The sequence below is a fragment of the Pseudomonas schmalbachii genome, assembly GCF_017589465.1.
GTDB lineage: Bacteria > Pseudomonadota > Gammaproteobacteria > Pseudomonadales > Pseudomonadaceae > Pseudomonas > Pseudomonas schmalbachii.
Window position 1 is genome coordinate 75726 of record NZ_JAELYA010000001.1, and the last position, 20321, is coordinate 96046.

Sequence of the window (20321 nt, forward strand, 5' to 3'; positions counted from 1 at the left end):
TCGTGATCGCCAGCAAGCTGGCTCCTACAGGGACGTGCCCGTCGGCAGCCACGTAGGATGGGTTGAGCGAAGCGATACCCATCATTTATGGCGCGGCTGGACGGGGCCGAGGCAATTTCTGTAACCTTGCCAGGGCATTGAATCAATTTTAATGAACTTATTAGCCATTAAATTTCATTTAATTTCAGCTAAGCACCCAGCCTAGTATTTCCCTGTTGCCGTTCGCCCTTACGGTTTCAGGAGCTTCCGCCATGCCTCATCCCGCGCTGCATACCCCACTGGTCGACCTGCTGGGCTGCCGAGTGCCGATCATCTGCGCCGGCATGGGAGGTGTGGCGCGCCACGAGCTTGCGGCGGTGGTGGGCAATGCCGGCGGCTTCGGTTGCCTGGGCATGGTGCGCGAGCCGGTCGAGCTGATCCGCCGGGAAGTCCAGGCCTATCGCGCCCTGAGTGAAAACCCGTTCGCCGTCAACCTGATCCCCGCAGCCACGCCCGGAGACCTGCTGGCCGAACAGGTCGCCGCCTGCCTGGACCTGCAGGTTCCGGCCATGGCGCTGTTCTGGGATGTGCAGCCCGAGCTGATCCGCCGGCTCAAGGACGCGGGTGTGCTGGTGCTGCAGCAGGTAGGCCGGCGCAGCGACGCGGAAGCGGCGATACGTGCCGGGGTCGATGTGCTGATCGCCCAAGGCGTCGAGGCGGGCGGGCATGTCTGGGGAGATGTCTCCACCCTGGCCCTGGTGCCGGAGCTGGTGGCCCTTGGCGAGGTGCCGGTGGTCGCTTGCGGCGGCATCGGCAACGGCAATGCGCTGGTGGCGGCCCTGGCCCTTGGTGCGCAAGGGGTGGCCTGCGGTTCGGCCTTCCTCGCGACGACCGAGTCCTACGCCCACGACTATCACAAGCAGCGCCTGGTCGAGGCCGGCGCGGAGCAGACCCTGCTCACCACGGCGTTCTTCCGCAACTGGCCGATGCCGGCACCGGTGCGCGTGCTGCCCAATGCCGTGACCCGCGGCGAGTACGCCGATCTGCACGCCCGTGGCGACACACCGGTGATCGGCGAGCAGGACGGCGGCCCCATCCATCTGTTCTCCACCGACTCGCCATTGCGCGGTGCGCAGGGTCGCCTGGAAGACATGCCGATCTATGCCGGGCAGTCCTGCGCCCAGTTGCGCGACATCCGGCCGGCTGCGGAACGACTGGCGCGGATGGTGGAGGAGGCCGAAGCCTGCCTGGCCCGCCTGCAGGGTGCCGCCGATAGCGAGGCGGACCTGGTCGACTGGCTGCAGGAACTGTTGCGTGCCGAGCGCGCCGGCGCCCGGGTGATGGTCGACAGCGCCGCGCAGACCGAGGACCCGCAGTTGCTGGACCGCCTGCACGTCCTGCACCGCGGCGAGGCGGAGAGCTGCCGGCGCCTGCGTCGCAGTATCGAATACCTGGGCGCCGAGCCCTGCCGTGAACTCGGCGCCTTCCACGCCAGGGCCATGGCCATCGACGACCTGGCCGAGCGCCTGCAGTTCATCGCCCGTGGCCAGCGCTGGGTCGCGCGGCGGCTGAGCGAACGCCTGCCGCATATCCGTCAGGCCTGGCTGCGCCAGGAGCTGAAGGAAGTCCTGCGCCTGCACCGGGACGACCCCGGCTCCTGAGCACAAACAGAATTCGAAAAACCAGAAAGGAAACACCATGCCTTCCGAGCTTTCCACCCCCAGCCCAGCCGCTCCGGCTGCCAGTTCCCATGCACAACGTTTTGCCCAGTCGCTGCTGGAGCAGGCCGGCCTCGGCATCGACGCCGAGCATTCCTGGGACATGCAAATCCACGATTCCAGGGTGCTGCCGCGCGCCCTGGCCCAGGGCAACCTCGGACTGTGCCGCCGGCTTCGGTGCTGTCAGTCAGCCGGATTTGCGTGCGCTCAGCGATGTACCCGCGACCCCGCCCAGTGCCGGCCCGCGAGCATGCGCGGCGCCATGGCGGGAGTGCTCCTGAATGGGCAGGCGGCCACCCGGGTGGTGAGGCAAGCCGTCGAGCGATTCCTGCCGCAGGCTGCGCATCAGGGTGTAGCTCATCACCGTCATCAGGAACGCGATGGGCAGCGCCACGACGATACTCGCCGTCTGCATGGCCTTGAGTCCGCCGGCCATGAGAAGGCCGGCAGCGACGGCACCCTCCAGAATGCACCATAGCAACCTGATCCAGCGGGGCGGATTGGTGCTCCCCAGTGCGTTCAGCGTGCAGAGGACCTGGGTTCCCGCATCGGCCGTGGTGACGAAGTGCACGGCGAGCAGCAGGCAGACCAGAAGGGACAGTGCGCCGCCGACAGCCGGGCCGTCCAGCTGTTCCAGCAGGGTGAACATGGCCGCGGTGTGGTCCTTCCTGGTCGCCTGAAGAATGGCTCCCCCTTCGAACTTGTCCTGCTCCTGGACCAGCTCGCCGCTTGCAGCCGCCTGCTGGTATTGCTGGCGATCCTCCTGCTCGCTCTTCAGCGCGCTACCGCCGAAGACGGCCATCCAGAGGATGGTCACCAGCGTCGGAACCAGCAGGGCGCCAACCACCAGCTCGCGGATGGTACGTCCCCGGGAAATGCGGGCAATGAACAGCCCCACGAAGGGTCCCCAGGTCATCCACCAGGCCCAGTAGAAGGCCGTCCACCAGTTCTGCCAGTCGCCGTTCTTCTGGGTGTCCATCCACAGGCTCAGGCCCGGCAGGTTCTGCAGGTAGTCCCCGGTGGATTCGAACATCAGGTTGAGGATGTAGCCGGTGGGGCCGATGGCCAGGACCACCAGCATCAGGGCGAACGACAGGTACATGTTGAGCGTGGAAATCCGCTTCATCCCCCTGGACAGCCCGGCCAGGAGCGATATGGACGCGATGATGGTGACGACCAGGATGATGGACAACTGGAAGCCGATGCTGACCGGCAGCCCGAATACCTGATTGAGCCCGGTATTGATCTGCGCGACACCCATGCCCAGGGACTGGGAAACGCCGAATGCGGTGATGGCGACGCCCAGGATGTCGACGATATGGCCGATCCAGCCGTAGATCCGGTCGCCGATGAGCGGGTAGAGGAGGGACCGCAGCGCCAGCGGCAGGCCCTTTCGATAGGCGAAGTAGGCCATGCTCAGGCCGATCAGGGTGAAGATCGCCCACGGGTGGAGTGCCCAGTGGAACAGCGTTATCCGCATCGATACGGTTGCCGCTTCATCCGTCAGCCCGGTGGAGAACGGGTTGCTGGCGTAATGCAGCATCGGTTCGGCCACGGACCAGAAGATCAGGCCGATCCCCATGCCGGCGCTGAAGAGCATTGCGATCCAGGAGCCGAAGCTGAATTCGGGCTCGTCGTCCTGGGCGCCGAGCTTCAGGTTGCCGAACCTGCTGGAGGTTATGTACAGCAGAAGGCAAAGCGCACCGCTGACCAGCGCCAGGTAGTACCACTTGAAGGTGTTCAGGATGGATGTGGATGCCGATTCGAAAGCCTTGGCGGCCTGTTCATCCTTGAGCGCACAGAACAGCACAAACAGGATTACGGTGAATATCGAAGTCAGCGTTACGTTCGGGTTCAGACCTTTCAGAAGGCCCGATTCTGCACGCATTCTTGTCCCCTTTTCTTTTTGTTCAAGGGCGAGGCCTTGTCGGCGGAGCGTCAGGCGTTGCCTGTCGTCCGGGCGACTCGCCATTGGGTGCCCACCTGGTCGGTTCAGGTCCGTGATGTGGCCACACGACCTGGCGTCAACTCGCTTCTCCTCATCGACTCATTACCGGCACGCATAGATACCGGACTGCCTGTCTCCATGCATATCCATTACCGTCCAGGGGCTGCCCGACAGCGCCAGATTCCCGATTCATGGGCAAAACCGGCCGCCGGCGATTGGAGGCATGGCCGGGACATCGCGCAATGGGGAACTGTGGAGCCAGGTCGACCGTTACTGGCCAGGGCCGGCCGGAAGACCGGCCTTGCGGAAGCCATCGACGAAATGTTCGAGCGTCGCAGCGTCGCGGAATGGCTCCGTCGCGGCCCAGTGGCGGATGGTGAAGTGCGGGTTGCCGACGAGGAAGAGTTCGGCCTCCGCGCGCGCCTCGTCGAGCCGGCCCAGTTGGGCAAGGCTTGCCGCCAGGAAGCGGCGTGAGCTTGTCCGATATGTCTCGTCCCTGCACAGTGTCTCGACAGCGGCTGCGTATTCGCCGGCCGCGTATTGCGCCTGGCCGAGCGTCAGGTAGTACCAGCTTGCCGGAAACGGGTTCAGCCGGAACGCCTTGCGAATGTGCTCAAGACCCTCGTCGATGCGCCCGGCCAGGACATCGATATCGGATAACGCCGCCCAGGTGTCCGCCTCGTTGGGGTCGAGTTCGATCGCCCTGGCGAACTCCGCATCCGCCTCGGCAAAGCTGCGCTCATAGGCCAGCAGGTAGGCCAGGACCCAGCGACAGCCCGCATCGTCGGGATCGAGCGCCACCGCCTTGCGCGCCAGCTCCAGGGCGACGTTGCGGGCAGCTTCCGACGGTCCGCCGCTATGCACCCAGCCCATCCAGTGGTTCATGGCGAGCCAGCGATAGGCCTCGGCGTACTCCGGATCGAGCGCGACCGCGCGCGTGAGCATCAGATGCGCTTCCTGCGCCGTCTGCGGCGAATCGTCCATCAGCCTGCGCGCCCGCACGCAGAGGTCGTAAGCCTCGAGACTCCTCGGCCGATTGCGCGGCGGCGGTGTGCGCAACCGGCCGAGCAGCGCCTCCACGATCCTGCCGGTGACCTCGTCCTGGACGACGAAGATATCGTCCAGGCTGCGATCGAAGCGTTCCGCCCACAGATGATCGCCGCTCACCGCGTCGACCAGTTGGGCGTTGATGCGCACGCGTCCCGCGGCGCGTCGTGCGCTCCCTTCCAGCAGGTAGCGCACGCCGAGGTCCTGGGCGATCTCGCGCACATCCATCGCCTTGCCCTTGTAGGCGAAGGCCGAGTTGCGAGCGATGACGAACAGGCCGGAGATCCTCGACAGGTCGGTGATCAGGTCTTCGGTCAAGCCATCCGAGAAGGACTCCTGCTCGGGATCGTTGCCGAGATTGACGAAAGGCAGCACGGCTATCGACGGTTTGTCGGGCAGCGGCAAAGGTTCTCGCTTCGCGCCAGCGAGCTGTTCGACGGCCCCCGTGAAGCGGTAGCCGACGCGCGGAACCGTGGCGATCCACTCCGGCCCCAGCAGCTTGCGCAACTGCGCGATCTGCACGGTGAGATTGCCTTCCTCGACGACCATGCCCGGCCACGCCGCGTCAATCAGCTCGGCCTTGCCGAGGATTTCGCCGTGCCGCTCGACGAGCGCCGCAAGCAGCTTCAGGGCGCGGTGACCAACGGCAACGGGGACATCGTTCCGCAGGAGTGTCCCGGCGCCCGGATCGAGCACGAACGGGCCAAAGGCATAGCGTGATCCCTGCATACGGCCCCCGTTTGGAATTTTTAGGAACTATTTGGGAGAGCTTAAGTACGACGCTGTTGGTATCCCGCAGGATAGAGCCTTGTTCAAGTCGAGGGCTCCCGGCCCCTCGGAGATTGCCATGAACGATACTAGCCCCCTGTCGGCGGACGTGTCGCAACAAGATCGGCTGCCATGGGCCGCAATGGCGGGCATCATCGCGACCGTCATGGTGTTCGCCGTGGCGCAGGGGCTGACCTATCCGCTGCTCAGCTTCATCCTGGAACGGCAGGGGACGCCGCCCGGCCTGATCGGCCTGTCGGCGGCGATGACGCCGCTGGGATTCATCGTCTCCGCACCCCTCATCCCGGCACTGGCGCGGCGTGTGGGTGGAGCGCGACTGGCGATCCTCTGTTCGATCCTGGCCGCGCTCACGCTGGTCGCGATTGCCTGGATGCAGGACGTCCGGGCCTGGATGCCGCTGCGCTTCCTGCTCGGCTTCTTCGCCAATCCGCTTTACGTGATCAGCGAAACCTGGCTCATCTCGATCACGCCCGCGTCACGCCGGGGCCGCATCATGGGGCTCTATTCATCGATCGTTTCGGCCGGCTTCGCCATCGGCCCGCTGTCGCTCGGCCTGGTCGGCACGCAGGGTTGGCCGCCGTTCACGGTCGGCATCGCGGCCTTCCTCCTCTGCGGCCTGATCGTACTCGCGGTCGTGCCACGCCTGCCGAAGATGCCCCGTGAAGAAGAGGCAACATCGGTCGGCGGCTTCTTCGCACTGGCGCCGCTGCTGCTGTTCGCGGTTCTTGTCGCAGCGGCCTTCGAGCAGACCCTGGTTTCCCTGTTCGCGGTCTATGGCACCGCGCTCGGCAGCGCCGAAGAGCGCATCGCCTCGCTCATCACCTGTTTCGTCGCGGGCAATGCCATGCTGCAGATTCTGCTCGGGCGCGTGGCCGAACGGTTTGGCTCGCAGCGCACCATGCTGTTCTGTGTCCTGGCTTCGCTGGCCGGCTGCCTGCTGCTGTCGCCGGCCTTCGACTCGTGGCTGATCTGGCCGCTCGTGTTCGTCTGGGGCGGCGCCTCGTTCGGGATCTACACCACGTCGCTGATCCAGCTCGGCGAGCGCTTCACCGGCCAAACCCTGATCGCCGGCAACGCCGCCTTCGCATTCGTATGGGGCATCGGCGGCATCGCGGGCTCGCCCGCAACAGGACTGGCGATGCAACTGATAGGGCATCAGGGGCTGCCATCGGCCCTTGGCATGCTGTGCTGTGTGCTGGCTGTGTTTCTGATGATGGGGAGACGGTGGGGCTGATTGCGGCACTTGCCTCGTGAGGGCGGCGGTATCGAAGTGGATGGCACGCCTCGACCCGGTAGCGGACGGAGGAGGGGAGTTCTCTTCCGGGCGACAGAGGCAAGACCGGGGAGCCGGCTACATATGGCGCAGCCGCCCCCGGCGGGCCGAATCCGCCTGATCAAACTTCCAGCGTCCATTCTCGAAGACTCGTGTGTCGGCCCATGCCTCTAGGTTGCGCTATAAAGGCTTTCAGAACTGAACAACCATTCGATTCAGTAACGAGGAAGGAACCTATGCCCTTAAGCGACTATTGGAACGGCCCAGCGCACCGGCAGCGGGCGGATGACCTGGACATCCAGCTTACGGACCTTCAGGCGCGCTATGCGCAGTTGCAAGCGCTCAATAGGAAGATCGGCGCCATGGACGCCCTGGAAGTACAGAGGCTGATTGAGCAAGAGAAAGGGAAGCTTGCTGCTGTCCGCCAGGAAACTCAGCGCGCCGAGCAGGAGGTGACAGCGCTCGCGCAGCGCTCCTCTGATTTACAAGGGCAGATCCTCGTATGGGAGGAGACGTTACTTCTGGAGAGCTTTGCGCTCTATGAGCCCAAGTTCAAGCTGAATGCCAGCCATGAATACAAGTCCCGACTGGACAGTGTCCGTGAGCGACAGAAGGCGATGATCAAGAGCGGAGAGGCTGCCACTGGGAACATGGACTGGACGGTCAATGGCAGTAAGCCGCAAGGGCGCAAGCTCGTAAACGACATGATCAAGCTGGTGATCCGGTCGTTCAATAACGAAGCAGATTACTGCGTGGACAACGTAAAGTTCGATAACGTCGAGTTGGGCGAGAAGCGAATTCTCAAGTCGTTCGAAACCTGCAACCGCCTCGGCAAGATCATGGACGTGGAGATATCGCGCAGATACCTGAGCCTCAAGCTTGATGAGTTGCACCTTGCCCACGAGTTTCAGATCAAGAAGCAAGAGGAAAAGGAAGAAGCCAAGCGCGCCCGGGAAGAGCTGCGTGAACAACAAAAGCTTGAGCAGGAAATTCGCGCAGCCCGGGAGAAGATCGCCAAGGAACGCAAACACTTCGCAACCGCTATGCGTGACCTCCAGGCTCGCCTGGACAAGGCAGAGTCCGAAGAGGAGCGCACCCTCCTTTTGGCGAAGCTGGCTGAGGTTGAAGCGGGCCGGGCCGAGCTGGAGAGTGAAGAGAAGCTCATCGACTATCGCGAACAGAATGCCAAGGCCGGCTATGTGTATGTGATCTCCAACATAGGGGCATTCGGGGAGGGGGTTTACAAGATCGGCATGACCCGCCGCCTGGAGCCGATGGACCGCGTCGATGAGCTGGGTGACGCGTCGGTGCCGTTCTGGTTTGACGTGCATGCGATGGTCTTCTCTGACAACGCCCCAGCGCTGGAAGCGAAGCTGCACGAACGCTTTGCCAAAGGTCGCCTAAATAAGGTCAACGGGCGCAAGGAGTTCTTCCGTGCGGATATTGCTGAGATCGAGTCGGTCATTCGAGAAAACTACGACGCTGCCGTCGAGGTCACCCACGAAGCGCCAGCCGAGCAGTATCGCGAAAGCCTGCGCATGGAATTGCCCAAGGCCGCAATTCAGCAATCAGAACGAGTTGCGGCACAGCGCTAGCATTACCGATTGGATGCCCGCGAATAGGCTTCGGTTTCTAGAGGCCTATCTACCTCAAGGAAAATAGGCGAAACGTCCGCTTCTGGCCGGGTGCCGCTCGTCACGAACGGCTGCAACCGGCCGATTCTGTTGAAAAAGTCGGTGTACTCTAAGTTCGCTCGTGGAAGACCGAAAAGCACCCGATCACAGCATTGCTACGCGAAATCTGGAGCAATTAAGCGCCGGCATTGCTTTAGATTTCAACGTACGGCGTGTTCTTTCGCTGGCCGAAGTTTAAGAGGGAGTTTTTCAACAGAATCGGCCAAGAGTTGTCATTCGCCGAGGTCACTCTTGCCCGAAACAGTCGCTCACCAATGGCATCTCTGTCCTAATGCCGACCTTGTGCCCGCGGGCGCCGACGGTGGGAGGCACGCGCGGGGTGCACTGAGCTTGGTCTGTAGGGCTCGTGGTTACAAGGTGTTGGGCTGGTAAGAGCAGTCTGCTGAGACGCTGATGGCGTCGTCATTCTTTGTGTTTTTCCAGCTACTCCGTACAAAGTGGGCTAATTAGCTGAATACTAAGTATTTGGACCGTATTTCTCTCAGGATCTATTCGGAAGCCAATAGCCATGCAGGTGCGAGTGCCTCTGGAGATACCTTGCTCCGCCGGCGAAGAAATATCTTCAATAGCCAAAACATTATTGCGATATAGATTGTATTTTGAATTATTCCGCTAATTGCCATGGGTAGTAGAGGTATTCCAAGTGATTCTAGCCTCCCGCTAAGTTCTGGCGTTCTTGTAAGATAAATAGAAAAAGCCACTCCAATATTGAATCCAAACACACCAATTATGTGGCCTACAATGAACAGTGATTTCGGCTTCCGCCTCCCCTCGGAACGCGATATTCCGAACCTGGTAGATATAAAGACGAAGTAAGCTGAAATTAACATTGCAGGCAGAAAGAATAGAGCGCTTCTAATTGATTCTGCTAGTTCTGTGGCGGTGATGGCGCTGAAGAGTTCTTCGGGCCAAAAAAATTCTCCAGCAAGAACTCCAAGCGTAGAGAAGCAAGATATATGTATGAATCGTTTGGTGATTGTTCCCCAGCCGCTTTTTTTAAGCCACTCTCCTGCGGAAAATTTTTGTACCATCTTAGACCAAATTACAGCGGAGTATATTAGTCCTGCCAACAGAATGGGGGAGACCATCAGGATCGAGCTTAAATTGTCCGACCAGTCCGCTTCGCTAGGGCTATGTCCACTGATTGCGAAAAATGGGAGTTCGATAATAAGCAATGTGATCTGAAGTATTGTGTATACGGCGTATGAGGTAAGGAAGGCGTCCAGTCCGGATATTTCAAAGGCTGTTTTTTCTGGGTGGAGAATGAAGCTTGCTCGTTTTAATAGATCTGGATGTTTTTTGAAGAGAGGAGGGATTGTTTTTTTGGAGATGCTCTTGCTGTTCTCAAATATGGATATAAGGGTTTTTTGTGCTCCATTAACGCTTGCTGTCCAGTCGGCGTGATGTTCCCTTGCTCTGAGTATTGAACAGTACTCAATGGCTAGTATTAATTGCATGAATAGGAATGGAACGACATTTGAAAGGAAGCGGGGAATATTCTGAAGGTGCCACAGGATAAACCACCTGTAGTTTCCTGCGTCAAAGTGCACGAGTATCTCGGGGTAGACGTCGATGAAATCAACTATGTAGCTAAGCCCACGGAACAATATGATCGGTACTGTAGCGATTACTGCAACCCAAAAGAGACATCTGGAATAATAACCTTTGAAGATGTCTCCGTTTCTAACATGCGCTAATTCATGAAGTATTATTGCTTCGAATTTTTCTGGATTGCGAGCACTCATTAGAATTAGCCCGCCATCCATCTTTAATATTTTTTGAGGGCCTAGTCCAAACACTTTTGCAGCCTGCCGCCTATAGTTCTCAGACACAAAGATCCTCGGGGCTTGGCACTCCATTTTTTCTGCTAGATTGTTAACGGCGCTCCGTACGTTAGAAGGGGGATTTGGATCGATCTCCTTTAGGTCTTCTTTCTTTATTATCGCTCTGGGGTGTAGCATATAAATTAGGTATGCCAGCAAGTAAATGTATGCGCTTACTAGTGCTGACACATACACGTCGTTAATCTGTGAGAATGGGGGCGGCAGAAAATTCGCATACCAATCACCAAGAATCCAGGCTTGAGCTCCTGCGGTCAGGATGAAGACTGAGAATCTTTGATTTGTTCCGCTTGGGTATACGTCAGGGCTCAAAACAGCCATGGCATTGTCCTGTATTTATCTAAAGGACTTTATCTATGAAGTTCGAAGAAAGCCTCACTGCCAAATCGGTTTTTATTCCAGCCTCCGATGCGGCGGAAAGCAATGCTTTTATTAGGGTTTCCTTTTGTTCGGGGGTTAAATTATCGGCTATTTCAGGATTTTCCGAAAATCGGCCTCGGATCCAGTTTTTGTATTTTTCCTTTAAAACATCTCCCCCTGCTTCGCTCATTATCTCAAGCACGAAATTCATGGCTACGCTTGCCATCATCATAGCAATTGGGGTTATTGCTGGAACAACTTCAGTCACACCGAATGCGAATGCATCATCGTCATCCAGAAAATCATTGCTTGATTGTTTTTTTAATTCTTCAAAATAGCCGATCTCTTCAGGTGCATGCAGTTCTACCAAACCCTTTGCCAAGGACTCTACTGCTCTCTTATTGTCGTTTTCCATGGCTTCTCTCATGCCGGTTAGAAGGGTTGGCAAGTTAGAATCTAGACAGAGTTGAGCATTAATGACAAAGGTTTCTTAGAATAAATCAGAATATTGGAAATCCCCCTTATTCAATCAATTTCAAGAGGGATAGAGATGCGGCCTGGGTCTGATGAAGACTCGGAGAGCACTCTCTTCATGGGCACTTCTCGTGTGTATGCTTAGGTGCGTGATTACTTTACTGACTTCATTACACCCATGAACTGCCATTCTTCATTTCCGACTTGGTAGTAGAGCCACTGTTTTTCGCAGTCCCTATCTGCGATAAAAATTTTAAAGTTTGGTGCATCCTCGCGTTCAACTATGGTTGCTTTACATCTCCCGAAGTTTGTTCGTCTTATTTCTTTAAATTTTGTGAAATTCCTTCCGTGTGGAAGAGTCTCCCTCCAAATACCTTTCCCAATTTGTGACCAGGAGCGTTCACCGGCAAATTCACCATGAGGGTAATCGAATGTGAAGCTTTCGGGGCTCCCTGTAAGTTTTACGGGTTTAGGTTGCATGAATGCCAACACAAGGGGGATAGAGAGGGCGATTATCCCGCCTGCACCGCCAAGCCCTGCGAGCAATAGGATAAAGTCATCTTTCTTCATTTTAATCAGTCTCCCTAGCGCGGTGTGATGGGTTCCAAGTTAAATTATCCTATGAAAGATATTTCTTAACTGGGCAAGCGGTTATTCATGTAGTCATGATGTATATTTTCTGCTTTTGGATCAGGTCTAGAATATCAGAAAATGCTGAAAAATATTCTCTGAACCCACCTTAGCTACCCTTGGCTATGAAACTCCCCAAGAGAGGTGTGCTTTCTAATGGTATATTTTGTCCTAGACTGAAGGTGGAAGGTGTTCTCTCGAATTCGTCTATGAATCTGTTAAGGGGGTTCTTTATAGTCAATATTTGAGGGAGAAGAATTTTTTGTTCGGGTAATTCTATTTTTATGACCTTGGGTTCACGAGCCAGAGACTCTAAGGAGAGTTGCGTGGTGTTGATGGGGTCGAATTGCTCTTGGCAGGATTCATAAGAAATTGTTTTGCTATGCTGGTTGCTGTCGTCGCAGGCCGACGACTTGCATTTTTCACGTATATTTCTTCTGATCTTTTTGGTTCGAGAGTAAGCGTCAATCAATCTACACAAGGCAGCCTTTCTTGACTCATTTAGTGCTGTGCGACGTGACTGGCAACAGGTGTATGTCTGAATAATAACTCCACCTGCAATGCCAAAAAAGATAACCTGAATTTCAAATTCGAGAGTTTTGTAGCGTAGACCTTTAAAGCCCTTTTCTTTACTGGGCAAAAATGATGTAGAAAGCAGTCCGGCGAACAATAGTAGAAGTGTAATGACTAGTGTCATCCGCTTGGCAATGCTGCCTTTAGCAACTGTGCGGCCGTTGTCCATGGCTACTCCCCTTTAGGTCCATGTGTCTGGAGGCTGTTGATCAATATAGCCATTTTGTGGCAATGAGCCGGTTTGAGACGTCGGCCGGCTCGCCTGGACTATCGCCCGCTACCAGCCGGTAACCATCCTGTGCCGGCCCAAGCAGTTGAATCAGGCACATCGAGACTGCAGTGGCGCCAATGTCTACTTCCTGCCACTGGCGCTGGATGACATCTGGGTTCGCGATTACGGCGGCTGTTTCGTCCTCGATGGTGCCGGCGACTTCGCGCTGGTCGATTTCAACTTCAACGGCCGGGGCGGCAAGCATATCTCCCGCAACGACACCCGCGTCGCCGAAGTGTTGAGCCAGGAACTGGAGGCCCATTACATCTCCAGTTCGATTACCGGCGAAGGCGGAGGCATCGAAGTGGATGGCCACGGCACGGCCATCCTCACTGAGAGCTGCTGGATCAATCCCAACCACAACCCCGGAGTGGTCAAGGCATGGATCGAGGTCGAACTGAAACAGCGTCTCGGCCTGCGCAAGATCATCTGGCTGCCGGGCATCCGCGGCAAGGGCATCACCGATGCCCACGTCGACTTCTACGCCCGCTTCGTAAGCCCCGGAGTGGTGATCGCCGACCTCGATAATGATCCGCAGTCCTACGACTACGCCGCGACGTGCAAGCACCTGGAAACTCTCCGGAACGCCACCGACGCCGCAGCCTGCAAATCCGTACGCTACCCCCAACACGGAAACTCCGCCGCAATGTCTACACCAACGACAACCCGGACTTCGCCGCCGGCGATATCAACTACCTGCCCATCAACGGCACCGTGATCGCCCCCAAATTCGGTGGCGCTGCTGCAGGCAGTTACTGCAAGGAGTTGCTGGGCAAGCTCTATCCCGGCCGCGCGGTCGAAAAGATGCGTATCGACCCGATCACGGCCGGAGGCGGGGGAATTCATTGCGTAACGAAGCAGATGCCAAGGGTTTGAGGAGGTTAGGAGGGGTGGCTTTTCAGCGGCACCGACATGTGCTCGGTTAGTCAGGAAAGCGTATGAGCCGTTGGAAAATCCCCATAAAACACAGAAACCAGGGCATTACCCTGGTTTCTGGCTGCCAACAGGCGCAGCAGTAGCGACGATAAGTGCTGCCCGCTAAGCATTCTCCGCCGATTCCGCCAGCGCCTCCCGCACCAGCGGGTGCAGGGCGTCGCCATCATGCTCCGCCTGCCATGTCATCAGTTCACGCCGCATGGCCGGGGTCCAGAAGCTTTGCAGGTGCTGTTGCACGCCGCGCACGGCCTGTTCCTTGTCCGGTTCGCTGGCGAAGAACAGGGCGATCTGATTGGCCATCTTGATCAGGTTGTCGATGCTCATCTACGCACCTCGGCTTTCTCGGCGTGGCGGCGTTCCTTCAGCAGGCGCCGCTGTTCGTTGCTGAACGCCTGGTAGCGTTTCTGCCATTCCGAAGGCTGGTAGACGCGCACGACTTCCACCGCTGTGACCTTGTATTCCGGGCAGTTGGTGGCCCAGTCGGAGTTGTCGGTGGTGATCACGTTGGCGCCGGATTCCGGGAAGTGGAAGGTGGTATACACCACGCCCGGCGCCATCCGCTCGCTGACCTTGGCGCGCAGCACCGACTGCCCGGAGCGGCTGCCCACGCCGACCCAGTCGCCGTCGGCGATGCCGCGGCTCTCGGCGTCGGTCGGGTGGATCTCCAGGCGGTCCTCGCCGTGCCAGGCGACGTTGTCGGTGCGCCGGGTCTGGGCGCCGACGTTGTACTGGCTGAGGATGCGTCCGGTGGTCAGCAGCAGCGGGTAGCGGCTGTTGACCTTTTCATCGGTGGGCACGTAGCCGGTGAGCATGAAGCGTCCCTTGCCGCGCACGAACTGGTCGATGTGCATGGTCGGGGTGCCGTCCGGTGCCTCGTCGTTGCACGGCCATTGCAGGCTGCCGTGGCGGTCCAGTTCGGCGTAGCTGACGCGGGTGAAGGTGGGGGTCAGGCGGGCGATCTCGTCCATGATCTCCGACGGGTGCTTGTAGTCCATCCGGTAGCCCAGGGCGTTGGACAGCGCCACGGTGGCCTCCCAGTCGGACTTGCCACCGAGGGGCTCCATCACCTTGCGGACCCGCGAGATGCGGCGCTCGGCGTTGGTGAAGGTGCCGTCCTTTTCGAGGAAGGAGCTGCCCGGCAGGAACACGTGGGCGAACTTGGCCGTCTCGTTGAGGAAGATGTCCTGCACCACCACGCACTCCATGGCCGACAGGGCGGCGGTGACGTGCTGGGTGTTGGGGTCGCTCTGGGCGATGTCCTCGCCCTGGCAGTAGAGCGCCTTGAAGGTGCCGTCCAGCGCCGCCTCGAACATGTTGGGGATGCGCAGGCCCGGTTCGGGCAGCAGGGTCACGCCCCAGGCCTGCTCGAACTGGCTGCGCACTGCCGCGCCGGAAATGTGCCGGTAGCCGGGCAGTTCGTGGGGGAAGGAGCCCATGTCGCAGGAGCCCTGGACGTTGTTCTGTCCGCGCAGCGGATTCACCCCGACGCCTTCGCGGCCGATGTTGCCGGTGACCATGGCGAGGTTGGCGATGCCCATCACCGCGGTGCTGCCCTGGCTGTGCTCAGTGACGCCGAGGCCGTAGTAGATCGCCGCGTTGCCGCCGGTGGCGTAGAGCCGTGCGGCGGCGCGGATCTGTTCGGCGGGCACGCCGCAGACCGGCCCCAGCACTTCGGGGGCGTTCTCCGGCAGGCTGACGAAGTCGCGCCAGCGGGCGAAGTCGGGCGCCTCGCAGCGATCCTCGACGAAGGGCTGGTTGACCAGGCCCTCGGTGACGATCACGTGGGCCAGGGCGTTGAGCATGGCCACGTTGGTGCCCGGGCGCAGTTGCAGGTGCAGCTCGGCGCGGCCATGGGGCGAATCCACCAGGTCTATGCGGCGCGGGTCGATGACGATCAGCCGCGCGCCCTCGCGCAGGCGCCGCTTGAGCTGGGAGCCGAACACAGGGTGGGCGTCGGTGGGGTTGGCGCCGATCACCAGGACGACGTCGGCCTGCATCACCGAGTCGAAGCTCTGGGTGCCGGCGGATTCGCCGAGGGTCTGCTTGAGGCCGTAGCCGGTGGGCGAATGGCAGACGCGGGCGCAGGTGTCGACGTTGTTGTTGCCGAAGGCGGCGCGCACCAGTTTCTGCACCAGGTAGGTCTCTTCGTTGGTGCAGCGGCTGGAGGTGATGCCGCCGATGGAGTCGCGCCCGTACTTCTGCTGGATGCGGCGGAACTCGCTGGCCGCGTAGTTGACTGCCTCGTCCCAGCTGACTTCCTGCCACGGGTCGCTGATGTGCTTGCGGATCATCGGCGTGGTGATGCGATCCGGGTGGGTGGCGTAGCCGAAGGCGAAGCGGCCCTTGACGCAGGAGTGGCCGTGGTTGGCCTGGCCGTTCTTGTCCGGGACCATGCGTACCAATTGCTCGCCCTTCATTTCCGCGCGGAAGGAGCAGCCCACGCCGCAGTACGCGCAGGTGGTGATGACGCTGCGCTCCGGCTGGCCGATCTCGACCACGCTCTTTTCCATCAGGGTGGCGGTGGGGCAGGCCTGCACGCAGGCGCCGCAGGACACGCACTCGGAGTCGAGGAAGTTGTCGCCGCCGGCCGCCGCCACGCGGGACTCGAAGCCGCGCCCGCTGATGGTCAGGGCGAAGGTGCCCTGGATTTCCTCGCAGGCGCGCACGCAGCGGTTGCAGACGATGCACTTGCTCGGGTCGTAGTCGAAATAGGGGTTGGAGACGTCCTTGGCCTCGGCCAGGTGGTTGGCGCCATCGTAGCCGTAGCGCACCTCGCGCAGGCCGACCTGGCCCGCCACCGTCTGCAACTCGCAGTCGCCGTTGGACGGGCAGGTCAGGCAGTCCAGCGGGTGGTCGGAGATGTACAGCTCCATGACGTTGCGCCGCAGCGTCGCGAGCTTCGGCGTCTGGGTATGCACCACCATGCCCTCGGTCACCGGCGTGGTGCAGGAGGCCGGGTAGCCGCGCATGCCGTCGATTTCCACCAGGCACATGCGGCAGGAGCCGAAGGCTTCCAGGCTGTCGGTGGCGCAGAGCTTGGGAATGCTGGTGCCGAGCAGCGCCGCGGCGCGCATTACCGAAGTGCCGGCGGGGACGCTGATTTCGCGGCCGTCGATGGTCAGGCTGACCTGCACCTCGCTTTCGCGAGCCGGGGTGCCGAGGTCGATGTCGCTGGCGGGGTCGAATATGTTGATCACTGGTCGGCCTCCGTGGTCGCCAGACCGAAGTCGGCGGGGAAATGCTTGAGGGCGCTGGTCACCGGGTAGGACGTCATCCCGCCCAGGGCGCAGAGCGAGCCGTACTGCATGGTGTCGCAGAGGTCCGTCAGCAGTCGGGCCTGTTCCTCGCGAGCGGTGATGTCGGTGGCGGCGATCAGCCGGTCCACCACTTCCACGCCACGGGTCGAACCGATCCGGCACGGCGTGCACTTGCCGCAGGATTCCTCGGCGCAGAACTGCATGGCGAAACGGGCCATATGGGCCATGTTGAGGCTGTCGTCGGCTACCACCACGCCACCGTGGCCGAGCATGGCGCCCATGGCGGCGAAGGCCTCGTAGTCGAGCGGTGTGTCGAACTGCGCGGGCGGCACCCAGGCGCCCAGCGGGCCGCCCACCTGTGCAGCCTTCAGCGGACGGCCGCTGGCGGTGCCGCCGCCGTAGTCTTCCACCAGCTCGCGCAGGGTCAGGCCGAAGGCGCGCTCCACCAGGCCGCCGTGACGGATATTGCCGGCCAGTTGGAAGGGCATGGTGCCGAGCGAGCGGCCCATGCCGAAGTCGCGGTAGAACTGCGCGCCGCGGGCGAGGATCACCGGCACCGAGGCCAGGGTGAGCACGTTGTGCACCAGCGTCGGCTGGCCGAACAGGCCCTCCAGCGCCGGCAGCGGCGGCTTGGCGCGAACCACGCCGCGCTTGCCTTCCAGCGAGTCCAGCAGGGCGGTTTCCTCGCCGCAGATGTAGGCGCCGGCGCCGACCCGCACTTCCAGTTCGAAGGCGCGGCCGCTGCCGCCGACGTTGGTCCCGAGGTAGCCGGCCTCGCGGGCGATGCCGATGGCCGCGCGCAGGGTTTCCACCGCCTGCGGGTATTCGGAGCGCACGTAGATGTAGCCCATGCCGGCACCGACGGCGAGGCCGGCGATGGACATGCCCTCGATCAGCAGGAACGGGTCGCCTTCCATCAGCATGCGGTCGGCGAAGGTGCCGGAGTCGCCTTCGTCGGCGTTGCACACCACATATTTCTGCTCGGCGACGGCGTCGCGTACGGTGCGCCACTTGATGCCGGCCGGGAAGGCCGCGCCGCCACGGCCGCGCAGACCGGAGTCGAGCACGGCGGCGACCACTTCCGATCCGTCCATTCCGATTGCGCGGGTCAGGCCTTCGAAGCCGCCCTGGGCGCGGTAGTCGTCCAGCGACAGCGGCCGGGTGATGCCGGCGCGGGCGAACAGCAGGCGCTGCTGAGTCTTCAGGTAGGGAATGTCTTCCACAGGTCCCAGGGCCTGCGGATGGCTGCCGGGGTCGCTCGCCAGGGCGTCCAGCAGGGCAGGGACGTCCTCCGGTGTGAGCGGGCCGAAGCCCAGCCGGCCGTTGGGGCTTTCCAGCTCAACCAGCGGCTCCAGCCAGTAGAGGCCACGGGAACTGGTGCGGCGCAGCTCCAGCGGCAACTGCCGGCGCTCGGCCTCGCTGGCCAGCGCGGCGGCGACCTTGTCCGCACCGACGGCGCGGGCGACCGAGTCGCAGGGGATGAACAGCGTCAGCATGCTTCATCCTCCATGCAGCCGTTCACCAGCTCGCGCAGGCGTTCGGGAGTGATCCGCGCATGCAGTTCGCCATCCAGCTCAAGGGCCGGCGAGCAGGCGCAGGCGCCCAGGCAATAGACCGGCCGCAGGCTGATCTTCCCGTCGGCACTGGTGCCGTGATCGTCCAGCGCCAGTTGCTCGCGCAGCTGTGCGGCCAGGCGTTCGGCGCCCATGCTCTGGCAGGACTCGGCCCGGCACAGGCGCAGGGTATGGCGTGCCGGCGGCGTGGTGCGGAAGTCGTGGTAGAAGCTGATCACCCCGCGCACCTCGGCCTGGCTGAGGTTGAGGGCATGGGCGATCTCCGGGACGGCGGCATCGGGGATGTACCCGCAGCCCTCCTGGATGGCGTGGAGGATCGGCAGCAGGGCACCGGGGGTGTCCTTCTCGCGTTCCAACACGCTGTGAATCAGAGGCAGGTGGAGCGTTTCATCAGGCATGCAACGTACCTCGGCATCACGAACGTGCTGCCGCATGGGGCAGTCGTCCGGAGTCTCCGGCTGCGGCGTCCGACCACGTCACGGAAGCGTGGTTGCTCCGGTCGCCATCCTTGCTCTCCGGCCGGATGTCTGGCGCATCCGGTCCGGGGCATCGTGAAAGCTTGCCATCCCCACCGCCTGGAGATTGCACCCAGGCGACCCGTCGCATCCTGAAACCGACCTGCGGGGCAGGGCGTTGCCGGCCCAAGTGTATCGGCCGGTTGCGTGCGGCCAGTGGCGATGCTGTCCACGGCTGGCGACTGGATGGTCGCCTCTCTTGAAAGGATAGCTTTACGTGCGGGGGAGGGAGGCCGAAGACGGGCCTTTCATGATGCCTGAAACAAAACGGCGCCCAGGGCTGCTGACCCTGGACGCCGTCGATTTCCCCGATGCGCCGTCAGGCGAATACGAAATACTTGCGAACGGTTTCCACCACTTCCCAGGTGCCTTTCATGCCCGGTTCGATGACGAAGACATCGCCGGCCTTCAGGTGGATCGGCTGCTCGCCGTCCGGGGTGATCACGCAGTAGCCGTCGAGGAAATGGCAGTACTCCCACTTCTCGTAGTTCACCTCGAACTTGCCGGGGGTGCAGATCCAGGTGCCCATGATCTTGCTGCCGTCCTGCGAGACGTAGGCGTTCAGGTTGACGGTGTGCGGATCGCCGCCGATGCGCTTCCACTTGGTGGCGTCCAGCACCGGAGTCGGACAGGTTTCGCGCAGAACGGTGATGAAGTCGGACATGACAGCTCCAGGTCGATCGGTTGATTGGCCCGTGACCATAGAGCCAATGCGAACGCCGGGATTGCCTCGTTTCGACTCCTGGTTGCCTGGAAACGCAGGATCGCCGCCCCGTTAGCGCGTCATCGGCAACGCCGCGCCGATCAGCGCGAAGAGCGTGCCGCAGCCGCGGTTGAAGCCCTTGCCGCCGCGCTCCATCCACGGGCGGACCCTGAAGGCGAGGCGCGCCAGCAGGTACTCGACGATGAACTCGGTCACCGCGAAGGTGGCGGCCATCACGATGAACTGCGGCACCAGCGAGCGCTGCGGATCGATGAATTGCGGCAGGAAGGCGCCGTAGAACAGCAACACCTTCGGGTTCGCCACCGCCGACAGGAAGCCCTGGCGGAACAGCGTCGCCGCGCCTGGCGTGCCGGCGCCGGTAATGGGCGTGAGCTGCAGCGCGGGTGCCCGCCAGAGCTGGATGCCGAGCCACAGCAGATAGGCGCCGCCGACCCATTTGAGCACCGTCAGGATTTCCGACGACGTCTGCAGCAGGGCGCCAAGGCCGACCATGGCCAGTGCGATCAGCGCGCTGAATCCGCTGATGCCGCCGCTGATGGTGCAGAGCGTCCGCCGCGATCCATAGAGGGCGCCGTGGGTGAGGGCGAGCAAGCCGTTCGGCCCGGGCGTCAGCGACAGGCCAAGGATTGCGAGGGCGTAGATGAACCAGGTTTCCAGAGCCATGCGGCATTCCTCGTGGAGAATGGGCGCAAGTCTAGAGGCTTGTCTGGTCTGGCAG

The 20321-nt window shown here is 61.0% G+C and carries 15 protein-coding genes and 1 pseudogene; 4 read left to right on the forward strand and 12 right to left on the reverse strand.

Translation table 11 applies throughout. The annotated features are described in order from the left end of the window. Positions 1-251: 251 nt before the first annotated feature. Entirely contained in the window at positions 252-1640 is a 1389-nt protein-coding gene (locus JFY56_RS00365) for a nitronate monooxygenase (protein WP_208311508.1), read from the forward strand. A gap of 244 nt (positions 1641-1884) precedes the next feature. On the opposite strand, the gene JFY56_RS00370 is transcribed toward JFY56_RS00365, so the two are convergent. Then, complete coding sequence (locus tag JFY56_RS00370) at positions 1885-3585, reverse strand: BCCT family transporter (protein ID WP_208311509.1); 1701 nt, start codon at positions 3583-3585, stop codon at positions 1885-1887. A gap of 330 nt (positions 3586-3915) precedes the next feature. Further along, a complete protein-coding gene (locus JFY56_RS00375; protein WP_208311510.1) occupies positions 3916-5421 on the reverse strand; it encodes a winged helix-turn-helix domain-containing tetratricopeptide repeat protein in 1506 nt (501 codons plus the stop codon). A 118-nt stretch (positions 5422-5539) separates the two neighbouring features. Between JFY56_RS00375 and JFY56_RS00380 the strand changes: the two genes are divergently transcribed. Together JFY56_RS00380 and JFY56_RS00385 are read left to right on the forward strand one after the other, a co-directional pair. Beyond that, a complete protein-coding gene (locus JFY56_RS00380; RefSeq protein WP_208311511.1) occupies positions 5540-6715 on the forward strand; it encodes an MFS transporter in 1176 nt (391 codons plus the stop codon). A gap of 275 nt (positions 6716-6990) precedes the next feature. Continuing rightward, positions 6991-8349: a DUF4041 domain-containing protein gene (locus JFY56_RS00385; protein WP_208311512.1), complete on the forward strand. Its 1359-nt coding sequence runs from the start codon at positions 6991-6993 to the stop codon at positions 8347-8349. A gap of 587 nt (positions 8350-8936) precedes the next feature. Here JFY56_RS00385 and JFY56_RS00390 read toward each other — a convergent pair. The 4 genes from JFY56_RS00390 to JFY56_RS00405 all read right to left on the reverse strand — a co-directional run bounded on the left by JFY56_RS00390 (position 8937) and on the right by JFY56_RS00405 (position 12495). After that, positions 8937-10610 (reverse strand): M48 family metalloprotease, encoded by a 1674-nt coding sequence (locus JFY56_RS00390; RefSeq protein WP_208311513.1) that lies wholly within the window; start codon positions 10608-10610, stop codon positions 8937-8939. A 19-nt stretch (positions 10611-10629) separates the two neighbouring features. Further along, a complete protein-coding gene (locus JFY56_RS00395) occupies positions 10630-11064 on the reverse strand; it encodes a hypothetical protein (protein WP_208311514.1) in 435 nt (144 codons plus the stop codon). Between the two features lie 212 nt (positions 11065-11276). Then, positions 11277-11693, reverse strand: coding sequence for a hypothetical protein (locus JFY56_RS00400; protein WP_208311515.1), 417 nt, complete (start codon positions 11691-11693; stop codon positions 11277-11279). Between the two features lie 169 nt (positions 11694-11862). Then, a complete protein-coding gene (locus JFY56_RS00405; protein WP_208311516.1) occupies positions 11863-12495 on the reverse strand; it encodes a hypothetical protein in 633 nt (210 codons plus the stop codon). A gap of 79 nt (positions 12496-12574) precedes the next feature. On the opposite strand from JFY56_RS00405, the pseudogene JFY56_RS00410 reads away from it, so the two are divergent. Continuing rightward, positions 12575-13473, forward strand: a pseudogene (locus tag JFY56_RS00410) (agmatine deiminase family protein); the annotation flags it as partial. Between the two features lie 162 nt (positions 13474-13635). Here JFY56_RS00410 and JFY56_RS00415 read toward each other — a convergent pair. The 6 genes from JFY56_RS00415 to JFY56_RS00440 all read right to left on the reverse strand — a co-directional run bounded on the left by JFY56_RS00415 (position 13636) and on the right by JFY56_RS00440 (position 20266). Continuing rightward, entirely contained in the window at positions 13636-13857 is a 222-nt protein-coding gene (locus JFY56_RS00415; protein WP_208311517.1) for a formate dehydrogenase subunit delta, read from the reverse strand. Next, positions 13854-16730 carry a formate dehydrogenase subunit alpha gene (gene fdhF / locus JFY56_RS00420; RefSeq protein WP_208311518.1) on the reverse strand — a complete coding sequence of 959 codons (2877 nt, stop codon included), beginning with the start codon at positions 16728-16730 and terminating at the stop codon, positions 13854-13856. The genes JFY56_RS00415 and fdhF overlap by 4 nt, the downstream gene beginning before the upstream one ends. Further along, positions 16727-18286 (reverse strand): formate dehydrogenase beta subunit, encoded by a 1560-nt coding sequence (locus tag JFY56_RS00425; RefSeq protein WP_208311519.1) that lies wholly within the window; start codon positions 18284-18286, stop codon positions 16727-16729. The genes fdhF and JFY56_RS00425 overlap by 4 nt, the downstream gene beginning before the upstream one ends. Further along, on the reverse strand, positions 18280-18762 hold the full coding sequence (locus JFY56_RS00430; protein WP_208311520.1) for a formate dehydrogenase subunit gamma: 483 nt from the start codon (positions 18760-18762) through the stop codon (positions 18280-18282). The genes JFY56_RS00425 and JFY56_RS00430 overlap by 7 nt, the downstream gene beginning before the upstream one ends. 436 nt (positions 18763-19198) lie before the next feature. Next, positions 19199-19543, reverse strand: a complete 345-nt coding sequence (locus JFY56_RS00435) for a cupin domain-containing protein (RefSeq protein ID WP_208311521.1) — start codon at positions 19541-19543, stop codon at positions 19199-19201. 111 nt (positions 19544-19654) lie between these two features. Beyond that, the gene (locus JFY56_RS00440; RefSeq protein WP_208311522.1) at positions 19655-20266 is read right to left on the reverse strand and encodes a LysE family translocator; all 612 of its coding nucleotides are present in this window, start codon (positions 20264-20266) and stop codon (positions 19655-19657) included. Positions 20267-20321: the final 55 nt, after the last annotated feature.